Below are 19,300 nucleotides of genomic sequence, written 5' to 3'. Positions count from 1 at the left end.
GAGGATTACCATGCAAAACACCACTTTTGACGATTTAAAACTCATTCACAAGCGACTAAAAAAGCATTACCAGAGCGATCCTATGCCAAGTTATGCGGCGCGCATTGCAGCACTTACGTCGTTAAAAGTGTCGTTGCAACGTTTTAGTGATGCACTTTGCGATGCTCTGAATCAAGACTACGGGAAGAGAAGTAGACAAGACACATTAGTCGCCGATGTCTTGCCATGTATCGGCAATATTGACCACACTTTATCTTCTCTATCGCAATGGATGAGTCCATGTCCTAGAGATCCAGGTCCATTGCTCTCTAGCTCTACCGTAGAAGTGGTGTATCAACCTAAAGGTGTTGTCGGCATAGTCACGCCGTGGAATTTCCCAGTTATGTTGTCTATTGGACCTTTGATTTCCGCCATTGCTGCGGGCAACAGAGCCATGATCAAACTCAGTGAGTTTACCCCTGCCACCAATGCAGTCATTCGCGAAATGCTAGCGTGTAGCTTTAGCGACACCGAGGTTGTCGTCGTAGAGGGTGAGGCCGATATCGCGGCTCAATTTACCTCGTTGCCGTTCGATCACTTACTTTTTACTGGTTCGACAGAAGTTGGCCGTAAAGTGATGAAGGCTGCATCAGAAAATCTCACTCCGTTGACCTTAGAGCTTGGTGGTAAGTCTCCGGTTCTTGTCGCAGACGACGCTGATATTGATTTGACGGTGGAACGCATTATTTATGGCAAAAGTTTAAATAATGGTCAGGTCTGTGTCGCCCCCGATTATGTGATGGTTCGTGAAGGTAAGCAGCAGGCGTTTGTTGACGCGTATGTCGAACATTATCAAAGGCTGTTTCCTCAAGGGGTAAACAGCGACTCGATGACCAGTCTTATTAATCAGCGTCAATTCCAACGCCTTCATGACTTGCTCACAAATGAACTAGCGGCAGAGTCGCAAGTGACCGCCTGTCATAACCAAGCAGTCGATGTAGAGGAGCAATTGATGGTGACACACTTAATTGTCAATCCATCGTTGCATTCACCGGTTATGACTCAGGAAATTTTTGGTCCCTTATTACCCATCATTACCTATTCCAACATTGATGATGCGATTCAATTCATTACTGAAAGACCAAGACCATTAGCGCTCTACTTAATGAGTGAAGATGGCTCATTGCAACACAAAGTGGCTAATCAGGTGCATTCTGGTGGTATGTGTATTAATGACTGCGTTTTCCACCTTGCTGTCGATGATGCGCCATTTGGAGGTATTGGAGAGTCAGGAAAAGGGGCTTACCACGGTAAAGAAGGGTTTCAGACCTTCTCCCACGGTAAGACGGTGATGACAACCAATACACAGCAGCACAATGTCAGCTTATTGCTTGGCCCAGAAGACAACGAATTCAAACGTGCAGTATTAAAAAGTCTGTGCGAATAAATGACTAATTGGAGATTTAACTATGAATAACTTTACTTTTAATCTTAGAACCGTCATCCACTCTGGTTCTTCATCAATCGAAGCGATTCCAACGCTGTTCAAAGCAAAAGGAGCGCAGCGAGTATTGCTGATTAGTGACCAAGGTCTTGAGTCATTGGGCTTTGTAGCGCGCTTAGCATCGCTATTTAATCACAACGATGACGTGAAACTCGCCGGTATTTACACAGACGTTGAGGCAGATGCGAGTTGTTTGGATATTAATCGTGCTCTGGAATTTGCTAAACAAGTGAATGCCGATAGTATTTTGGCCCTGGGCGGTGGCAGCGTTATTGATGCATCAAAAGGCATTAAGTACGGATTGGAGCACAAGCTTGATGATATTCGTGACGCGATTCAGGGAGGCGGGCGTATTGAAGTTGGTCCAGAAGTCAAACCGTTTTCAATTCCTCATATTGGTGTTCCGACTACGGCAGGCACCGGTGCAGAAGCATCACCTATAGCGGTTTTTTATAATGATAGAGAACAGGTTAAAGCCAGCTTGGTGGTATCTGGACTTGAATGTGATATTGCCGTCCTCGATCCTGAACTGACGGTAAACTTGCCGGTAGCATTAACAGTATCAACAGGGATGGATGCATTAACACATGCCATTGAAGCACTGGCTTCACCAATGAGTAATGCCTTTACTGACGCCTATGCGATACAAGCTTGTCGTTTAATACTGAATAATCTGCCGAAAGTGCTCCACACTCCGCAAAATATGGTTGCTCGTGGTGAGCTTCTCCAGGCCAGTACGATGGCCATTTCTGCGTTCTATTCGTCACTAGGCGGAATACCTATTCATAATTGTGCGCACGCGTTCGGTGCGATCGCTCATATTCCACATGGTGATGCCAATAGCGTCTTATTGCCTGTGGTGATTGAAGCCCTGCCAGAGTTTTACCTATCAAGTATTAGCAAGCTCGCTTCGGTGTTTGATATTCCACAGAATCTAACGGATAAAGAAAAACATCAAGAGGTCGTGCACTCCTTACGTGCGTTCCAGACCTTAGTCAATGCGACTCAGAATTTTGCTAAATGGAATCTGGATGACACCACAAAACAACAGATTGTCATCGGAATAGAAAAAGACATCAGTTTTCAGTTCTATCCAATCGCTCAAGATAAAGTCACCGCTATTCTCGCTAGCACTTGTTAGTTTCCCGTTTACCCATCGTGGCATAGGGATGTGCCTTACCTTTTTAAAACTAGGAGGCAATTATGTTTTTTACCCAACACGTCAACAAGATGCTACTGATTACCGGTATTGGAACTGCGGCCGCTTTTGCCTACGCATTCTTTCCGCAATGGGCTATCACCAACATCGGACAACTCCCTTATGTGGATCAGGACTTTGTATTTTATCAGCACTGGGGCGTCATGGTTGGAATGATGGGCGTCATGATGGTAGGTGCTGCTTTCAAGCCACAGTGGAGAGAGAGCATCATGCTTTACTCTGCCGTAGAGAAAGGCTTTATGGTGCTTCTTCTTCTACTCAATTTCGACAGCCCACACATTACTGGCTTTTTGCTCGCAGGTGCCATGGATACCGTTGTTGTCCTTTGGACATTGGCTTACTGGCGAGAGCAGAAAACCCTACGTTTACAAGCCGTAACCTTGGAGCATTAGCGTTAGATTATGAATAAACGCATTCAACATTGGTTGCTTAGTTTTCTCAGCTTACTTGTTATTAGCATAGCGTTTCTAGGGCACGCAACTGACACGCCAGAGACGTTTTCTAGTGAGATTGGAGCAACGTTTCAAAACGGCTATGCAGGTGACGCGGTAGCACAATACGATATTGGTATGTTTTATCTACATGGCGTCGACTCAGGCGGTGAATATCTTGAATCGAACCAGCAAAAAGCACGGAAATGGATATCACATGCAGCGAATCAAGGGAATGCTGACGCTCAAATACAGCTTGGTCTTATGTACGCGGCAGGGACTGGTGGCGAGAAAGACGACTCTATAGCGGTGAGCTGGATAGGTAAAGCCGCTAAACAGAACCATCCTAGAGCACTGGATATGCTCCACTGGATGTCCCAAAGTGCTCATTAAATAAGGGTGAACCATGAACAATTCAAAAACGATCCTGTGTACGGCAATCGCCGCCTCTTTTGCGCCTAACGCCTTCGCTGCACAGGAACAACCCAATATCTTACTTATCGTTGGTGATGACGTAGGATTTGCTGATACGCAACCCTTTGGCTCTGAAGTATCAACGCCAAACCTGATGGAACTGGCTGAAGAAGGGGTGAAATTTACCAACTTCCATGCGTCACCAACATCGTCTGTCACACGATCTATGATGCTAACCGGTGCAAACAGTCATGAAGTTGGATTGGGTACGTTCGACTATGCCGTCTATCCGCCAGCTATTGGCAAGCCAGGTTACGAAGGTTACCTTACTAAAGATGGTGTCACCGTCGCGACGCTGCTTCGTGATAATGGATACCATACTTACCTTTCTGGAAAATGGCACTTGGGCCATGACGATGGTTTCCTACCTGATGATCGAGGTTTTGAACAGAGCTACGGAATTTTGGCTGGCGGTTCGAATCATTTCAATAGAGATATGATGTTCCCTGCAAAAAATGAGGCGACAGCAAACGCGCTGCAAAAAGGGGAAATGCCAGGTGTTGAGGTAGAGCCGACGTATCAAAATGGCGAACAGGTAAAAGATAAGTATCCGGGAGAGTATTCAGATCAAGGCTATACCGAAGAGCTAATCAGCATGATTGACAGCAATAAGGATTCTGGGAAACCCTTCTTTGCTTATTTACCATTCACCGCGATTCATTTGCCACTTCAAGCGCCTAAAGCGTCATTTGAAGACAAAATTGACTACTACGTAGAGCATGGGTGGGACTCTGTTCGAGAGAGCCGCTTTAAAAGAATGCAGGAGATGGGCGTGATTCCAAGTAGCGCCAGGATGTCTGATCGAAATTCATTGAGCCGACCATGGGATGATTTGTCTGATGAGCAAAAGCATTGGTATGGCAAGAAAATGGCCATTGCGATGGGGATGATGGAGCTTCAAGACCAGCAAATAGGCCAGGTGACGGACTATCTCAAGAAGATTGGCGAGTACGACAATACGTATATTATCTATCTTGCAGATAATGGTCCGGAAGCCACGGATATCACGGGTAAAAATGTCAGTGACCTCATTCGTACTTGGACAGACCACCACTTTGATAACAGTACCGAAAACCTGGGTAGTGCGAATTCGAGTGTCTCTTTGGGCCCTGAATGGGCAAGTGCATCTACTGGTGGGTTGTCTTGGTTCAAAGCTTATACAGCAGAAGGTGGAGTTCGTGTTCCTTTAATCGTCAAGCCTGCAAAAGGTGTACTAGGAGAGAACCAATCTCTAGATGCCGGAACTCAAACCAATGAACTGACTCAAGTAAAAGATCTCGCCGCTACGATTTTGGACGCTGCCGATGTAGAGCCTGCGGGAGGTCAATATAAAGGCAGAAAAGTAGCGCCAATGAGTGGGCAAAGCATCATGCCTTATTTGCAAGGAGAACGAGACACTGTTCATAGCGACGGCAATGCCATCCCGTTCGAATTATTTGGCAGTGGCATTCTTCTTCAGGGTGATTTTAAGATCATTCGCATTTCGAAAGGGATGGGAGGGGACAGTGAGTGGCATATGTATAACACCAAGTTAGACCCTGCTGAAATGATTGACCTAAAACGTCAACTCCCTGAGCAGTTCCAACTCATGTTGTCCGTTTATAAAGAATACGAAAAGAAAATGGGTATCGTACCTGTAGACGAGCAATGGAATCCATTTGAAAACGTGAAGTAAAAAATTTTCGCTTAATGCAAACTGACCGGTTTGTATTAAGCGAGTTTAATTCTTGTCAATGATTGAACAGTTTGAAATCACTCTGTAGAGGAACGACATTATGTCTCGCTATCATCTCGATGTACCCCAGTTCCAAGGTAAGCCCCACGCCAAGTTTCAGGCGCTGGCAAAACCAATTGGAGCTGTGTGTAATATCAACTGTGATTATTGCTATTATTTGGATAAACAACAGCTACTCGAGTATCCCAAGAATCGTTCATATAAGATGAGTGATGAGATGCTAGAGCGTTATATTCGTCAATATATTCAAGGTCAGAACACACCAGAGATCATCTTCTCTTGGCATGGTGGTGAGCCGCCAATGTTAGGTCTTGATTATTTTGAGCGAATTGTCGAGCTTCAAATGAAATACGCCAAGCCCAATGTGAAAATCGTGAATGATATTCAGACAAATGGGTTGTTACTCAATGAAAAATGGTGTCAGTTTTTGGCGAAATACACGTTTAGTGTTGGTTTGAGTATTGATGGGCCAGAGCTGCTACATAATACCTATCGTAAAAATCGCTGTGGGCAGGGCACGTTTACCAAGGTATTAGAAGCTGCTGAACGTCTAAAGCGCTATGACATTCATTTTGCGACTCTTACCTGCGTCAATAACATTAATGGCGATCACCCTCTAGACGTATATCGATTCATAAGAGATGTCATTCAGCCATCACAAATTCAATTTATCCCAGTCGTAGACCGAGATGAAGAGGCCAAATGGGTCCAGTATTCTGAAGCGGCAATCATCCCAGTATCAGCTCAAACAACGAGCTGGAGCGTTACTCCGACTCAATGGGGAGATTTTTTAACAACGGTGTTTGATGAATGGGTAAAGCACGATTTTGGCAAAGTCCATATTCCTTACTTTGAGAATTTTTTTGGAATCTGGATGGGCAAATCAAGTTCGATGTGCACGTTGAACGATATATGCGGTAAGGGTATTGCCGTAGAACCCAATGGTGATGTTTATGCCTGTGACCACTATGTCCATCCTGAGCATAAAATTGGCAATATAGAACAGATGCCTTTGCAGGCAATCGCTTTATCCAAACAGCAAATGACCTTTGGCTTTGCGAAACAAAGGGCGCTACCTAAGCAATGTTTGGAATGCACATTTAAATTTTCGTGTCATGGTGAGTGTCCAAAGAATCGCATCATCAACGATAAGTACGGTAACCCAGGTCTCAACTATTTATGCAAAGGCTGGAAACAAATATTTCATCATATTGACCCGGTGATAACGCATATACTTGAGCTTAATAGCATTGAGAAAAGTACATACACACATACTGGGTGAGAACATGGATAGTTATTTGCTACTCGGCTTGGTCATGGCGCTGCTCAGTATTTGGAAAACATATACTGGCCCTGCATTAGCAGGCTTTGTGGGTTTTAGTTATCCCGAAATGTTGTTGTTTAATGTTGTTCCAGCTTTGATGGCAGGATGTTTTGGCTGGTTTATCGGCCGATACTCTTTCTACCTTTATGCGAGAAAAAACTTTCAACCCTATCGGCCAAAGCTAAGGCGCTTCTTAGTTGTATGGAAAAGGTACGGCAATAAAACGATGGCCACACTCGCCCCTGTTCTCGTTGGCATTCCATTGTACACCTTGGTTGCAAGTCGACTTAGGCAAAATCACGTTACAACCTTCATTTTATTGTCACTGTCTATTCTGTGCTGGAGTGGCTTAAGCTATAGCCTCGTTAATGCATTGAATTTAAGTACGCACTTCAATCTACAAGACCTACTCATTCAGATAGGGCTTTAAGCTAACTTACTCTATTCAATCTGTATATTTGCTTTATTGATACCAGCAACTAGTCTGTAAGAATAAATAGGAGAAGCAACATGACGCATACTCAAAAATTCCTGTTACTCGCAGTACTTGGGCTGATCCCAATTGCCTTAATGTATGGATTGGTGCCGAGTGTCACTTTACCTTTTTTGTTTGATATAGATGCTTCACCAACAAACGTAAGTCATATTTTTCGTGCCGTAATGGGGCTTTATCTTGCATTAGCGGTCTACTGGCTTATGGGCGCTTTTGGAACACAACAAATGGCTCGATCCGCACTACAAAGTTTGATTGTGTTTATGTGGGGCTTGGGTTTGGGCCGCGCCATCAGTATGGCGATAGATGGGATTCCAAATGGGATTTTAATCTTTTATCTACTGCTTGAAATAGGGTTTGGAGTAGTAGGAATTATGCTTATTAAAAATGATGATAATAGAGTCAAACAAGTAGAATAAATATATTTAGGAGGCAGGATGCACCGTATATTAATGAAATGGTTAGTCGTTAGTTTATTAGGGTTAAGCTCACTCGCCAACGCGAATGAAAAACCGCCGAATATCTTTGTTATTTTCACTGATGATATCGGTATATCGAATCTAAGCGCCTACCATCGAGGCGTGATGAGTAGCGAGACTCCTAATATCGACAGTATTGCTGAAAAAGGCATGCTGTTAACAGATTATTACGCTCAGCCTTCTTGTACCGCAGGGCGTTCAGCGTTTATTACGGGGCAATTCCCCGTTCGGACGGGTATGCACACTGTTGGTCTTCCAGGTAGTCCTGTAGGGCTTAGCGCCGAAACACCGACGCTACCGGAGATACTGAAAACACTAGGGTATACAACGGGTCAATTTGGTAAGAACCATCTCGGTGATAGGGATGAAGTATTGCCGACAATGAAGGGCTTCGATGAATATTGGGGCTGGTTATATCACTTAAATGCGATGGAATACACGGAAGACCCAGATTGGCCACAAGACGAAGCGTTCCAGAAATTTGCCCCACGAAATGTCATTCACTCGAAGTCAGATGGCAAAGGTGGGCAAATCATAGAAGATGACGGGCCGTTGACGATAGAACGTATGCGTACCTTGGACGATGAAGTTAACAAGCATGCTATTAATTTTGTTGAAAATGCAGTCAAGGAAGATAAACCTTTCTTCACGTGGTATTGCCCATCGAGAGGTCATGTTTGGACCCATTTGTCACCAGAGTATGAAGCGATGCTTGGTCAAAATGGTTGGGGGCTACAAGAAGTAGTCATGAAGGATCTTGATGACCATGTGGGTGAGATGCTCGCTAAATTAGAAGAATTAGGCGTAGCAGATAATACCATCGTGATATTTACGGCGGATAATGGACCGGAAATTATGACTTGGCCTGATGGTGGCATGACGCCATATCATGGTGAAAAAGGTTCGACTTGGGAAGGGGGGGTGCGTGCGCCGTTGCTTGTGAGTTGGCCGGATAAAATCCCTGCCGGAAAAGTACATAATGGTGTGTTTGATGGAATGGATTGGTTACCTACATTGGTTGAAGCCGCGGGTGGACCAAGCGACCTTAAACAGAAAATGCTGACAGGTTATGAAGGTTTTAAAGCGCATTTAGATGGTTACAATCAAATGACGATGCTAACTGAGCTCGCCCCTTCAAATCGAAAGGAGATCATTTACTACGAGCGTGATCGTCTACAAGCGGTTCGTGTTGGTGATTGGAAAGCTCACTTTGTTGTACAAAATCATGGTTGGAGTGGGCCGAAAGAAGAACTTAATGCGCCGCTGCTTTTCAACTTACGCCGCGACCCTTATGAGCGAGCTGCTGAGGAGTCCGGGATGTATATCAATTGGATGGGTAAAAAAATGTGGGCGTTTGGTCCTGCTCAAGCGGCCGTACAACAGCACTTAGAGACATTCAAAGAATGGCCTCCTGTGACGTTTGAACCCGATGCAGTGGATGCGTCGGGAATTGGGCGTTAAACCGTGTTCAATTAACCAATATAAAGAGTATCAAAGGTATAAAGAGTAAAGGGCTGCTTGCAGCCCTTATTTTATGAGCGTTTTTGTTTCGGTCATGGCTTGTTCTAAATGTGTTCGGTCTTTTTGTATTGCGCAAAGCAACGTCGCCCCTAGCCACTTAGCATAGAGTGTTCGTGATGCCATGTGTGGTGTTTCTATATCCAGCAGCTCTTGTTCATTGCCAGATACAAAGTAATCGGTCATGCGGCTAATCACTTTATTAGCGCCGTTATCTAACTCTGCTTGCATGCTCGATGATGTCCCTGATATTTCACCAGATAATTTCACGACTAAGCATTTAATCTGAAAATCTTCCGTCACTTTTGATTCTGACCAAAATTCGAAATAATGGATTGCGCGTTGTTCAAACGGAATGGAGCTGTCTTCAAGATAATGGTTGAGTGTGTTGAGATGGTTCTCAAAATAGTCTTCTAATAGCTGACGGCCAAAATCTTCCTTCGATTTGAAATGGTGATAGAAAGAGCCTTTTGTCGCCTTCGCTTGTTGAATGATCTTCATAATGCCAATGCCAGCGAACCCATGTTCACTAATGAGTTCAAACCCAGCGTTGAGAAGTGTTTGTTTTAAATCGGCCATACGTCCGCCATTCCTAGAAATTTATGCATATTGTAACTCTGAAAGATTAGACCGTACAGTCTAGAAGGTCGTAACGAACGTAATTAGATGATTGCGATGAAATCACTATTGCTATTTAAACAACTCGTGTCATTCTTATGAAAAAAATCAAAAGGAAAAACCATGACCAAAATTGCAATGCTAAGTACAGGTGAAGAAGTCTTGTATGGCGATATTGTCGATACGAACGCTGCATGGCTTAGTAGAGTGTTTTATGAGAACGGTTTTTCGATGTATAAGCGTTCTACTGTCGGAGATCAGCGAGCGTCACTGCTACAAGAATTGATTATGTTGAGCTTGAATCTTGACGTGGTTATTGTCAATGGCGGTCTTGGGCCTACGTCCGACGATCTCAGCGCTGAAGTTGCGGCTGAAGCTGCAGAAGAGCCACTGGTACTAAATGAAGAATGGTTAGCGACCCTAGAAGCTTTCTACGCCTCTCGTGGTAAGGTTATGCCTGAGAGCAACATCAAACAGGCCGTACTGCCAGAAAGTGCCTCTATTGTGGACAATCCCATAGGGACGGCGTGTGGCTTCAAGATGTATATCAATGATTGCTTATTTTATTTTACCCCAGGTGTGCCAAGTGAATTTAAAAAGATGGCAACCGAACAAATTCTACCCGATCTGAAGCGACAGTTTGGACAGACTGAGGGGCGTGAATGTCGCCGCCTCTATACGTTTGGTCTTTCTGAGTCCGGTATCGCTGATACGTTGTCGGTCATTGCATTGCCAGATGGCTATGAACTTGGTTACCGTTCTTACTTGCCTTTTATCGAGGTGAAGTTATTTGGACCGAGCCAAGATGTTGAAAAGGGTGTTCGTCTTCTTGCCATGATAGAGAAGCTACTGCATCAAAATGTGGTCAGTGTTGACGAGCCAATGCTGTCTCGTATTAGCCATCTTGTGGATGCTCATAAGCCGACAATTGCCATATCTGAGCATGCGACCAAGGGATATTTGTCGGCATGGTTACAAGACGATGAGACCTTAGCCCAATATTGCGGTGCCACATGGATACTCGGTGATAAGACGTCATCACCATTGACGGCTGATGGAGAACCACTAGGTGCTGTTTTGGCATTAGCGGCTGCGACCAAAAGCAATTGCCATGCAGATATTGCATTAGCGACCGGTAAATTTGAGGCGGGCGTCTTTTCAATTGCGATTGCGACGCCGAAAGGTGAATGGGGGCAGATTCTTCAACTGCAGCGAAAGTACCAATCAAAGGATGTGAAAACGATCATTAGCACGGTCGCAGGGGACATGTTACGACGTTATTTAGATGGCAAACCAATGTTTCCAGATTATGGCTATGTGAATCGTAAAGAGGAGATTTACGTACCCTCTAGTCTGTTGTAAGAGGCGGGTAAGTCAGGCTTTTTCAGGTTGGCATAGCGACATAAAAGCTATTCAACCGAGTGCTTATATGCCAAATAGTTATCACTATATGAATATAAGATCTATGTCACAGTATATTGATCTTAAAGCAAAATTTAAGATTCTCATTTTTGAGAGTAGCTCTTCTTAAGAAATTGATTAGAATCAATGTTCACTCTGGAAACAGTGGTGTCTAGGGAGGAAGCAATGATTCAACAATCAAAGATTCGGGTGGTATACCAAGTCGCAAACGAAAAGATCATGTTGGGCGAAGCCTTTAGTAAAACATGCGGTGATATTGCGGCGATGTGGTTGAAAGCTCCGATGGAAGATCTTTTGTCTGATGATGAAGGATTTAAGATCTCACTTTATGATGATGGTGGACGTCACGTGGCGGATAAAGCCGTTTCGATGGGCACTGCCGATAGCATTCTTGCGACGGTTGATTAGCCGTCTATATCGTATTTTCTCTTTAAAGCCGGTTTATTCAACCGGCTTTTTCTTTTTGTGCCATACCTGCTCAGTATTTGTCGCTCTGTTTTGATTGCCTGCCTGACGCTCATCATCATTAGTTGTTATTTATAGCGGAAGCTAACCAACTAGTTACGACTAATCCATTAGTTAAACGTGATCCATTTTGTGCTTTTGCTCTAATTCTGATCATGATTGCAAATCATGGCTCATACTCGATGTAACACGTTTATTACGGTTGGAGTATGAAGCTATTATGAGTGCATCGTCACTGGTGGAAATTGAAAGCCTTTTTAACGACAACGGGAAACCAGAATTTGGTCATCTTACTGCCATCCCCAAATATCTAGATTTGGAGCGTTTTGTCTATCGCACCACCATGGACAAAACAGCAAATCGACTAGCGAAGTACTTTCATTATAAGCAGTTTCAATTTGTCAGTATTTGTACCCCAGATTACATCATAGGGGTAGCGATGGCTGACATACGCTACCTCGGCAATAGCTTCTATTACGTCTATGACATTGCCACTAATGAGCTTGTAGAGGCGAAAACAATCCAACTGTTGGGGTATCAGTACCAAATGAGTCCGTCACCATGGCAAAGTGCGAGTTACTTTAAAGCTCTGGATACTCGGTTTGAGATCGAGGAGGGCTTATGGCACGTCAGGGTAACCTCAGAGTTACTTGATATGGACATCACGTTGAGTCCTCCGAGCAACGGGACGGGTCCGTTAATGTTGTGTACGCCTACAGGATACTCAGGCTGGACGTATACGCAAAAACACAACGCGTTGGACGTGACAGGCCGTATCGTGGTGAAAGGTAACGCACTTGATGTGTCAACTTGCTTAGCTGGTTACGATTTTTCAGCTGGCTACATGAGACAAGAAACTAGCTGGCGCTGGGCAAGTATTAATGCGTGGGTCAACGGGCGGCGAATTGGCGTCAATGTTGCGGCGGGTGTTAATGAAACTGGCGCGACAGAGAATACCGTGTGGATTGATGGTCAGCGCTATTTACTTAATGGCGTGCATTTTGACTTTGATCGACTGGACTCAAATAAACCATGGCGAATTTATGGGGATGACGGTGGTATTGATCTGACTTTCCAACCACTTCAATCAAGATCAGAAAAGCTCAACGTTGGCGTGCTAAAGAGCAATTTTCGCCAGTATGTCGGTTACTTTTCCGGAGTATTAACGGATCTCGAAGGTCACCGTTATCCATTAGACCGTGTGATTGGTTTGACGGAAGATCACTATGCCAAATGGTAAGGAGAGCTTGTTGTGGCTGATATAGTCGAAAACCCAGAGTGGTTATTACTGCTGCTTGCGCCGGCTTTTGTTGTCATGATGATACTTGAATATGTATTTGGACAGCGTTTAGGGCGGTTACCTACATCGGGCCATTATTCGTTAAAAGAGCTTGTGTGCAACTTCAGCTTAGCTGGCTTGCATCAACTGTCGGAGTTACTGGCGGGTCTATTCATTTCATACGTTTACTTGAGTGTCTTTGGCTGGCGTATTTTCGATATAGATATGTCGGTCTTTACGTTTCTATTATTGATGCTATTGCAGGATTTTTTCTATTATTGGTTTCACAGGGCGAGCCATCGAGTTCGTTGGATGTGGGCGGCTCACGTGGTTCACCATAGCTCAGAGAACATGAATTTTAGCACTGCGTTTAGACAAAGCCTAATGTACCCCTTAGCAGGGATGTGGTTGTTTTGGCTGCCACTGATTGTGATTGGATTTGACCCTAAATGGGTGGTATTTGTTGTGCTGCTGAACCTGGGGCTACAGTTTTTCGTTCATACCCAATGGATAAAACGACTTGGTTGGCTTGAGTGGGTTTTTAATACGCCCTCCCATCATCGCGTGCATCACGGACGAAATTCCCAATATATCGATAAAAACTATGCAGGTGTGCTGATTGTTTGGGACCGGATATTTGGCACGTTTGAGCCTGAAGTGGAGACAGTAAGATATGGCATTAGCAAGCCGGTTGAGAGTTTTAATCCCATTACTGTGACATTTGCCGAGTGGAAAGACATGTGGCGAGAGGTTTTTGCACCAGACCAAACGTTAAAGCAACGACTTACTACCATGTTATTACCGCCGAATGATAACAAAGAAGGTAATTAGGCAATGATAACAAAGAAGGTAATTGGGCTAGGTAGCAAAGAACAAGGTTAACGACAGATTTAAACGAGCGGCAACAAAAAACGGCTCATTAAGAGCCGTTTAAAGAGGGGAGAGCTTGGTTTATGCTCGCTTCTTTACTTGATGCGCAATATCGCCGAGTTCAATGTTTGTTTTCGCTCGACAAATACAAGGCAGTATCTCATTGCCTTGAGTGTAAGCCATCGCAAACCCTACATATTCCACTTCTCCAGATACTAACGTACAGCGACAAGCACCACAGTGTCCGTCTCGGCAGTTATATTCTGGCTCTAATCCCGCTTGCTCTAGCGTCTCTAAGACCGTATTAGAAGGGTTAGATTCAATGGTAGTGATAGAGTTTATCTTAATGGTTGGCATTAAAGTTCGAAGTCCTCGAAGTCATTCGCACTTACTTCATTGTCAATTTGACCAACAAGATAAGAACTGATTTCGGCTTCCTGAGGGGCAACTTGAACATTATCTGAAGATAACCAAGCGTTAATCCAAGGAATCGGGTTCGACGTCGCTTCCGGATAAGCCACACCCAAGCCAACAGCTTGCATACGTACGTTAGTGATGTATTCAACGTACTGACATAGAATATCTTTATTCAAGCCAATCATAGAACCATCTTTGAATAGGTATTCTGCCCATTCTTTTTCTTGTTCTGCCGCCTCTTTAAATAGGTCGAAACAGTCTTGTTTACATTCTTCTGCAATTTGCATGAATGAGAAATCATCTTGACCGTTACGAAGAATGTTCACCATGTGCTGTGTGCCGGTCAGGTGCAATGCTTCATCACGTGCAATGAGTTTGATGATTTTTGCGTTACCTTCCATCAGCTCGCGTTCCGCAAAAGCAAATGAACAAGCAAAACTTACGTAGAAACGAATCGCTTCTAAGGCGTTAACTGACATTAAGCAAAGGTAGAGTTTTTTCTTTAGCTCATACAGGCTAACTTTAACTTCTTCACCATTTAGAACATGCGTACCTTCGCCGTAACGGTGGTAGTCGTTTGTTGCTTGAATGAGGTCATCGTAGTAATGCGCAATGTCTTTAGCACGCTTTAAAATGTGCTCATTTTCAACGATGTCGTCGAAGACAACACTTGGGTCATTTACAATATTGCGAATGATGTGCGTATATGAACGAGAGTGGATCGTCTCAGAGAACGACCATGTCTCAATCCAAGTTTCAAGCTCAGGAAGTGAAACCAATGGCAAAAGCGCAACGTTAGGGCTACGACCTTGAATCGAATCCAGTAGAGTTTGATACTTCAAGTTACTGATGAAGATGTGCTTTTCATGTTCTGGTAGCTTGTTGTAGTCGATACGATCGCTGGATACGTCAACTTCTTCTGGTCGCCAGAAAAAGGAAAGCTGTTTTTCGATCAACTTTTCGAAAATTTCGAATTTTTGCTGGTCATAACGCGCTACGTTTACCGGCTGCCCTAAGAACATTGGTTCTTTTAAGGCGTTATTCTTTGTTTGAGTAAAAGTACTGTAAGCCATGGTGCTGCAATCCTTTTTAGCCCCTTCGCTAAGGAAAGGGCTGTGTTACTAATTTGTCTTATGAACGATTAAATCTTACAACCGCCGCCTGCACAATCATCTTCTTGCTCAACAACCACGCCTTTATCGCCTTGGTCATCTTTTGCACCGTCTCGGGTGTTATGATAGTACAGCGTTTTTACGCCGAATTTATATGCAGTCAGAAGGTCTTGAAGTAATTTCTTCATTGGTACCTTACCGCTGTCATAAACGCTTGGGTCGTAGTTTGTGTTAGCTGAGATAGCCTGGTCAACAAACTTCTGCATAATGCCCACAAGGTGCAGGTAGCCGTCGTTGTTACCAATTTCCCAAAGTAACTCGTAGTTTTCTTTAAGATTAACAAAATCGGGTACTACTTGTTTCAAAATACCATCTTTAGAGGCTTTTACTGAAACGTAACCACGAGGTGGCTCAATGCCATTGGTCGCATTTGAGATTTGAGATGACGTCTCCGACGGCATAAGTGCAGTCAACGTCGAGTTTCTCAGACCAAACTCCATGATTTCTTCACGCAGTTTATCCCAGTCGTAATGCAAAGGCTCGTCACACAAAGTGTTGATGTCACTCTTGTAAGTGTCGATAGGCAACAAGCCTTTTGCGTAGTTGGTTTCGTTAAACAGTGGGCAACGGCCTTGCTCTTTCGATAACTCAACAGACGCTTTCAACAGGTGATATTGAATCGCTTCAAATGTACGGTGTGTCAGATTATTCGCTGACCCATCAGAGTACTTCACGCCGTTTTTCGCTAAGTAATAGGCGTAGTTAATTACACCAACCCCTAACGTACGGCGGTTCATTGTGGACTTATACGCCGCTGGTAGCGGGTAATCTTGGTAATCTAGCAGTGCATCTAGCGCGCGAACCACGAGGTCAGATAGATCTGCAAGATCATCAAGCTCATTGATAGCGCCAAGGTTAAAGGCAGATAGTGTACAAAGTGCGATTTCGCCTTCGTCATCTTCAACATTACTTAATGGCTTAGTTGGCAGTGCGATTTCTAAACAAAGGTTAGATTGACGTACTGGTGCAACTTTTGAATCAAATGGGCTGTGTGTATTACAGTGATCAACGTTCTGAATGTAGATGCGACCGGTAGAGGCACGCTCTTGCATTAGCAACGAGAAAAGCTCGACCGCTTTCACTGTTTCTTTTTTGATTGAAGGGTCGTTTTCGTACTGAACGTACAAACGTTCAAATTCGTCTTGATCTTCAAAGAATGCGTCGTATAAACCCGGTACATCAGACGGTGAGAACAAGGTGATATTGCCACCTTTCACAAGGCGCGAATACATCAGCTTATTGAGTTGAACACCGTAGTCCATATGACGAACACGGTTTTCTTCAACACCACGGTTATTCTTCAGTACAAGTAGTGATTGAACTTCCCCATGCCACATTGGATAGAAAACCGTTGCTGCACCACCACGAACACCACCTTGCGAACAACATTTTACTGCTGTTTGGAAGTATTTGTAGAAAGGAATGCAACCAGTGTGGAAAGCTTCACCGCCACGGATTTCTGAACCCAGAGCACGAATACGACCTGCATTGATACCAATGCCAGCTCGCTGTGAAACGTAACGAACAATCGAGCTTGCTGTTGCGTTAATAGAATCTAGGCTGTCACCACATTCAATCAGTACGCAAGAGCTAAACTGACGGGTAGGGGTACGTACACCAGACATAATCGGTGTAGGTAGAGAAATTTTGAAAGTCGATGTCGCGTCGTAGAATCGCTTGATGTAGTCAAGACGTGTTTCTTTTGGATATTTAGCGAATAGACAAGCAGCAACCAAAATGTACAAAAATTGTGCACTTTCAAAGATTTGACCCGTTACACGGTTTTGCACGAAGTATTTACCTTCCAGCTGTTTAACAGCGGCGTAGGAGAAATCGTGATCGCGAGTGTGGTCAATATAGCTATCGAGTTCATCAAGTTCAGCTTTGGTATAGTCAACAAGGAGATGCTTGTCGTATTTACCTGCTTCAACCATCTTAGACACTTGGTCAAATAGCGTTGGGGGCTCGTACTGGCCATACGCTTTTTTACGAAGGTGGAAGATAGCTAAGCGAGCAGATAAATATTGATAATCTGGCGTCTCTTCTGAAATAAGATCTGCCGCTGACTTAATGATTGTCTCGTGAATATCAGACGTCGTTATCCCGTCGTAAAACTGGATATGAGCTTTTAGCTCTACTTGTGAGACTGATACGTTTTGAAGACCTTCTGCTGCCCATGCGATAACACGGTGAATCTTCTCAAGATCGATAGTTTCTTTGCGGCCATTACGTTTGGTAACGGTTAGTTGCTGGTTCATTCTGAGGTGTTCCCTAACAAAACAATATGAAGTCTTGCTTTTATGAAATTTTGTTGAGTCTTAGCGATGACTTCGTGATCCAAGTCGCCCTATGGCTTTTTGTTGTTAACACAAGATATAGGGGTAATTTGCATTCCGGCTTACAAGATAGTGCTATCAGCCAAAATTTTCAAGCTCACATATTTGTTTGAATCTGTGGATAAGCAGGGGACAGAAAAAAACAGTTAGTAGATACTAACCATTGAAGATAGAGCAGACTTAGCGGTGAAATTTGCGTGCTAGCAAAACGGTTTTCTTTTAACCATTTCAAAAAAAAATTCCTTGATCTTTGATAATTTCTGGACGGTATTGAGTAGATAATTAAAAGTGCGATATTAGGCTGCAAAACGCACAGGTTTGTCTTGTTTTTGTAGCGTATTTGTGTCGAATAATTAACGTGATTAACCTAGTGCAATGAAAGGAATAGACAGTGAAAGCTTTATAGTGGCTCTGGAAGGAGTGACTAGACTAGATGTAGTGGCAATTATAGGAAAGTATGATTTAGCGTAGGGCTCATGAGGCGACGGTCATGAGAAGTGGCATAATTAATCGGCAGGGTAGAGGTGGCGCTAGTCTGCCACGAATGGCACGTTCAATGTATAGAGCGTAAGACACAAAGAGTAGGCGATGAACGCTACCCTTTGTGTTGATGAGAGTCTTCTATTTTGCTTTTTCTGTGTAGACGATGTAATTGACGTCAACACGCTTCCCAAGCTTGTAACTGTCTGTCAGCGGGTTGTACTGAAGACCAGTGATGCCTTTCTCAACCAATTCTGTTCTGTCGACCATTTTTATCAGCTCTGAAGGCTTGATAAACTTGTCGTGGTCGTGGGTACCATCGGGTACGATTTTGAGTAACTTCTCAGCGCCTACAATGGCAAATAGGTAAGACTGCAAATTACGATTCAATGTAGAGAAGAAGACTTGTCCGCCCGGCTTGACAAGCTTTGCGCATGACGCAATGACAGATGCAGGGTCAGGGACGTGTTCTAGCATTTCCATACAGGTCACAACGTCGTATTCACCGGCGTGTTCACTCGCATGCTGCTCGACAGTACTTTGAACGTAAGTGAGCTTGGTGCCTGTTTCTAGCGCATGCAGTCTTGCCACTTCTAGTGGCTCTTTACCCATATCGAGGCCAGTAACCGTTGCGCCTTGAACAGCCATGCTCTCGGCAAGTATGCCGCCGCCACAACCGACATCTAGGACTTTTTTGCCAAACAATCCATTGGCATTTTCAAGAACATAGTTAAGTCGCAATGGGTTAATTTGATGAAGAGGTTTGAATTCACCTTCAAGATCCCACCAACGGCTTGCCATATCTTCAAACTTTTTGATTTCGTCTAAATCGACGTTTTGATGCTTATCCATACCGAGCAGTGCCTATTTCCAATTTTCGTCGAGTATACCGCAAATCTTTTTTACCACGAATACTATGAAGCAGGTTTGTGTGTTTTTACCTACGTTGGCAAATTTTCGTCAAATAGTGGTGCTTTTTACACCACTTATCCATGTGGCGGATTTGAAATGTGCAAATAGTGGACAGTTGAATCGTAACAAAGGTCACAACATGATAAAAGCCGCGTGAAAGTGATGCCGAACTA

General features: G+C 43.9%; 18 protein-coding genes. 13 read left to right on the top strand and 5 right to left on the bottom strand.

The window, feature by feature from the left end; all coding sequences use genetic code 11:
- Nucleotides 1-10: 10 nt before the first annotated feature.
- From M9196_RS14210 to M9196_RS14170, 9 genes are all read left to right on the top strand, one after another.
- Nucleotides 11-1,426, top strand: a complete 1,416-nt coding sequence (locus tag M9196_RS14210) for a coniferyl aldehyde dehydrogenase (protein ID WP_250618186.1) — start codon at nucleotides 11-13, stop codon at nucleotides 1,424-1,426.
- 22 nt (nucleotides 1,427-1,448) lie between these two features.
- Nucleotides 1,449-2,624, top strand: coding sequence for an iron-containing alcohol dehydrogenase (locus tag M9196_RS14205; protein ID WP_250618185.1), 1,176 nt, complete (start codon nucleotides 1,449-1,451; stop codon nucleotides 2,622-2,624).
- 62 nt (nucleotides 2,625-2,686) lie between these two features.
- Nucleotides 2,687-3,094, top strand: a complete 408-nt coding sequence (locus M9196_RS14200; RefSeq protein ID WP_250618184.1) for a hypothetical protein — start codon at nucleotides 2,687-2,689, stop codon at nucleotides 3,092-3,094.
- 9 nt (nucleotides 3,095-3,103) lie between these two features.
- Nucleotides 3,104-3,526, top strand: coding sequence for a tetratricopeptide repeat protein (locus tag M9196_RS14195; protein WP_250618183.1), 423 nt, complete (start codon nucleotides 3,104-3,106; stop codon nucleotides 3,524-3,526).
- Nucleotides 3,527-3,539: 13 nt separating this feature from the next.
- Nucleotides 3,540-5,282 carry an arylsulfatase gene (locus M9196_RS14190; RefSeq protein ID WP_250618182.1) on the top strand — a complete coding sequence of 581 codons (1,743 nt, stop codon included), beginning with the start codon at nucleotides 3,540-3,542 and terminating at the stop codon, nucleotides 5,280-5,282.
- Between the two features lie 100 nt (nucleotides 5,283-5,382).
- Entirely contained in the window at nucleotides 5,383-6,624 is a 1,242-nt protein-coding gene (locus tag M9196_RS14185) for an anaerobic sulfatase maturase (protein WP_250618181.1), read from the top strand.
- A gap of 4 nt (nucleotides 6,625-6,628) precedes the next feature.
- On the top strand, nucleotides 6,629-7,096 hold the full coding sequence (locus tag M9196_RS14180) for a hypothetical protein (protein WP_250618180.1): 468 nt from the start codon (nucleotides 6,629-6,631) through the stop codon (nucleotides 7,094-7,096).
- Between the two features lie 80 nt (nucleotides 7,097-7,176).
- The gene (locus M9196_RS14175) at nucleotides 7,177-7,578 is read left to right on the top strand and encodes a DUF4345 domain-containing protein (RefSeq protein WP_250618179.1); all 402 of its coding nucleotides are present in this window, start codon (nucleotides 7,177-7,179) and stop codon (nucleotides 7,576-7,578) included.
- 33 nt (nucleotides 7,579-7,611) lie between these two features.
- Nucleotides 7,612-9,099 (top strand): arylsulfatase, encoded by a 1,488-nt coding sequence (locus tag M9196_RS14170; RefSeq protein WP_250618244.1) that lies wholly within the window; start codon nucleotides 7,612-7,614, stop codon nucleotides 9,097-9,099.
- 66 nt (nucleotides 9,100-9,165) lie between these two features.
- Here the strand turns inward: M9196_RS14170 and M9196_RS14165 are convergent, their stop codons facing one another.
- Entirely contained in the window at nucleotides 9,166-9,735 is a 570-nt protein-coding gene (locus M9196_RS14165) for a TetR/AcrR family transcriptional regulator (RefSeq protein WP_250618178.1), read from the bottom strand.
- A gap of 162 nt (nucleotides 9,736-9,897) precedes the next feature.
- Here M9196_RS14165 and M9196_RS14160 point away from each other — a divergent pair, with 162 nt between their 5' ends.
- The 4 genes from M9196_RS14160 (at nucleotide 9,898) to M9196_RS14145 (ending at nucleotide 13,771) form a co-directional block, all read left to right on the top strand.
- Nucleotides 9,898-11,136: a CinA family nicotinamide mononucleotide deamidase-related protein gene (locus M9196_RS14160; protein ID WP_250618177.1), complete on the top strand. Its 1,239-nt coding sequence runs from the start codon at nucleotides 9,898-9,900 to the stop codon at nucleotides 11,134-11,136.
- A 225-nt stretch (nucleotides 11,137-11,361) separates the two neighbouring features.
- Nucleotides 11,362-11,604, top strand: coding sequence for a hypothetical protein (locus tag M9196_RS14155; RefSeq protein ID WP_250618176.1), 243 nt, complete (start codon nucleotides 11,362-11,364; stop codon nucleotides 11,602-11,604).
- Between the two features lie 277 nt (nucleotides 11,605-11,881).
- The gene (locus M9196_RS14150) at nucleotides 11,882-12,901 is read left to right on the top strand and encodes a DUF2804 domain-containing protein (protein WP_250618175.1); all 1,020 of its coding nucleotides are present in this window, start codon (nucleotides 11,882-11,884) and stop codon (nucleotides 12,899-12,901) included.
- A gap of 12 nt (nucleotides 12,902-12,913) precedes the next feature.
- Nucleotides 12,914-13,771: a sterol desaturase family protein gene (locus tag M9196_RS14145; protein ID WP_250618174.1), complete on the top strand. Its 858-nt coding sequence runs from the start codon at nucleotides 12,914-12,916 to the stop codon at nucleotides 13,769-13,771.
- Nucleotides 13,772-13,891: 120 nt separating this feature from the next.
- On the opposite strand, the gene yfaE is transcribed toward M9196_RS14145, so the two are convergent.
- From yfaE to ubiG, 4 genes are all read right to left on the bottom strand, one after another.
- Complete coding sequence (gene yfaE, locus M9196_RS14140) at nucleotides 13,892-14,167, bottom strand: class I ribonucleotide reductase maintenance protein YfaE (protein WP_250618173.1); 276 nt, start codon at nucleotides 14,165-14,167, stop codon at nucleotides 13,892-13,894.
- The gene (nrdB, locus tag M9196_RS14135; protein WP_250618172.1) at nucleotides 14,167-15,300 is read right to left on the bottom strand and encodes a class Ia ribonucleoside-diphosphate reductase subunit beta; all 1,134 of its coding nucleotides are present in this window, start codon (nucleotides 15,298-15,300) and stop codon (nucleotides 14,167-14,169) included. The genes yfaE and nrdB overlap by 1 nt, the downstream gene beginning before the upstream one ends.
- 68 nt (nucleotides 15,301-15,368) lie before the next feature.
- Nucleotides 15,369-17,657, bottom strand: coding sequence for a class 1a ribonucleoside-diphosphate reductase subunit alpha (gene nrdA, locus M9196_RS14130; RefSeq protein WP_250618171.1), 2,289 nt, complete (start codon nucleotides 17,655-17,657; stop codon nucleotides 15,369-15,371).
- Nucleotides 17,658-18,356: 699 nt separating this feature from the next.
- The gene (gene ubiG, locus M9196_RS14125; RefSeq protein WP_250618170.1) at nucleotides 18,357-19,067 is read right to left on the bottom strand and encodes a bifunctional 2-polyprenyl-6-hydroxyphenol methylase/3-demethylubiquinol 3-O-methyltransferase UbiG; all 711 of its coding nucleotides are present in this window, start codon (nucleotides 19,065-19,067) and stop codon (nucleotides 18,357-18,359) included.
- Nucleotides 19,068-19,300: the final 233 nt, after the last annotated feature.

Source organism: Vibrio methylphosphonaticus, assembly GCF_023634655.1.
Classification (GTDB): Bacteria; Pseudomonadota; Gammaproteobacteria; order Enterobacterales; family Vibrionaceae; genus Vibrio; species Vibrio methylphosphonaticus.
The sequence above is the reverse complement of the archived record's forward strand: the minus strand, read 5'-3'. Positions and strand labels throughout refer to the sequence as shown.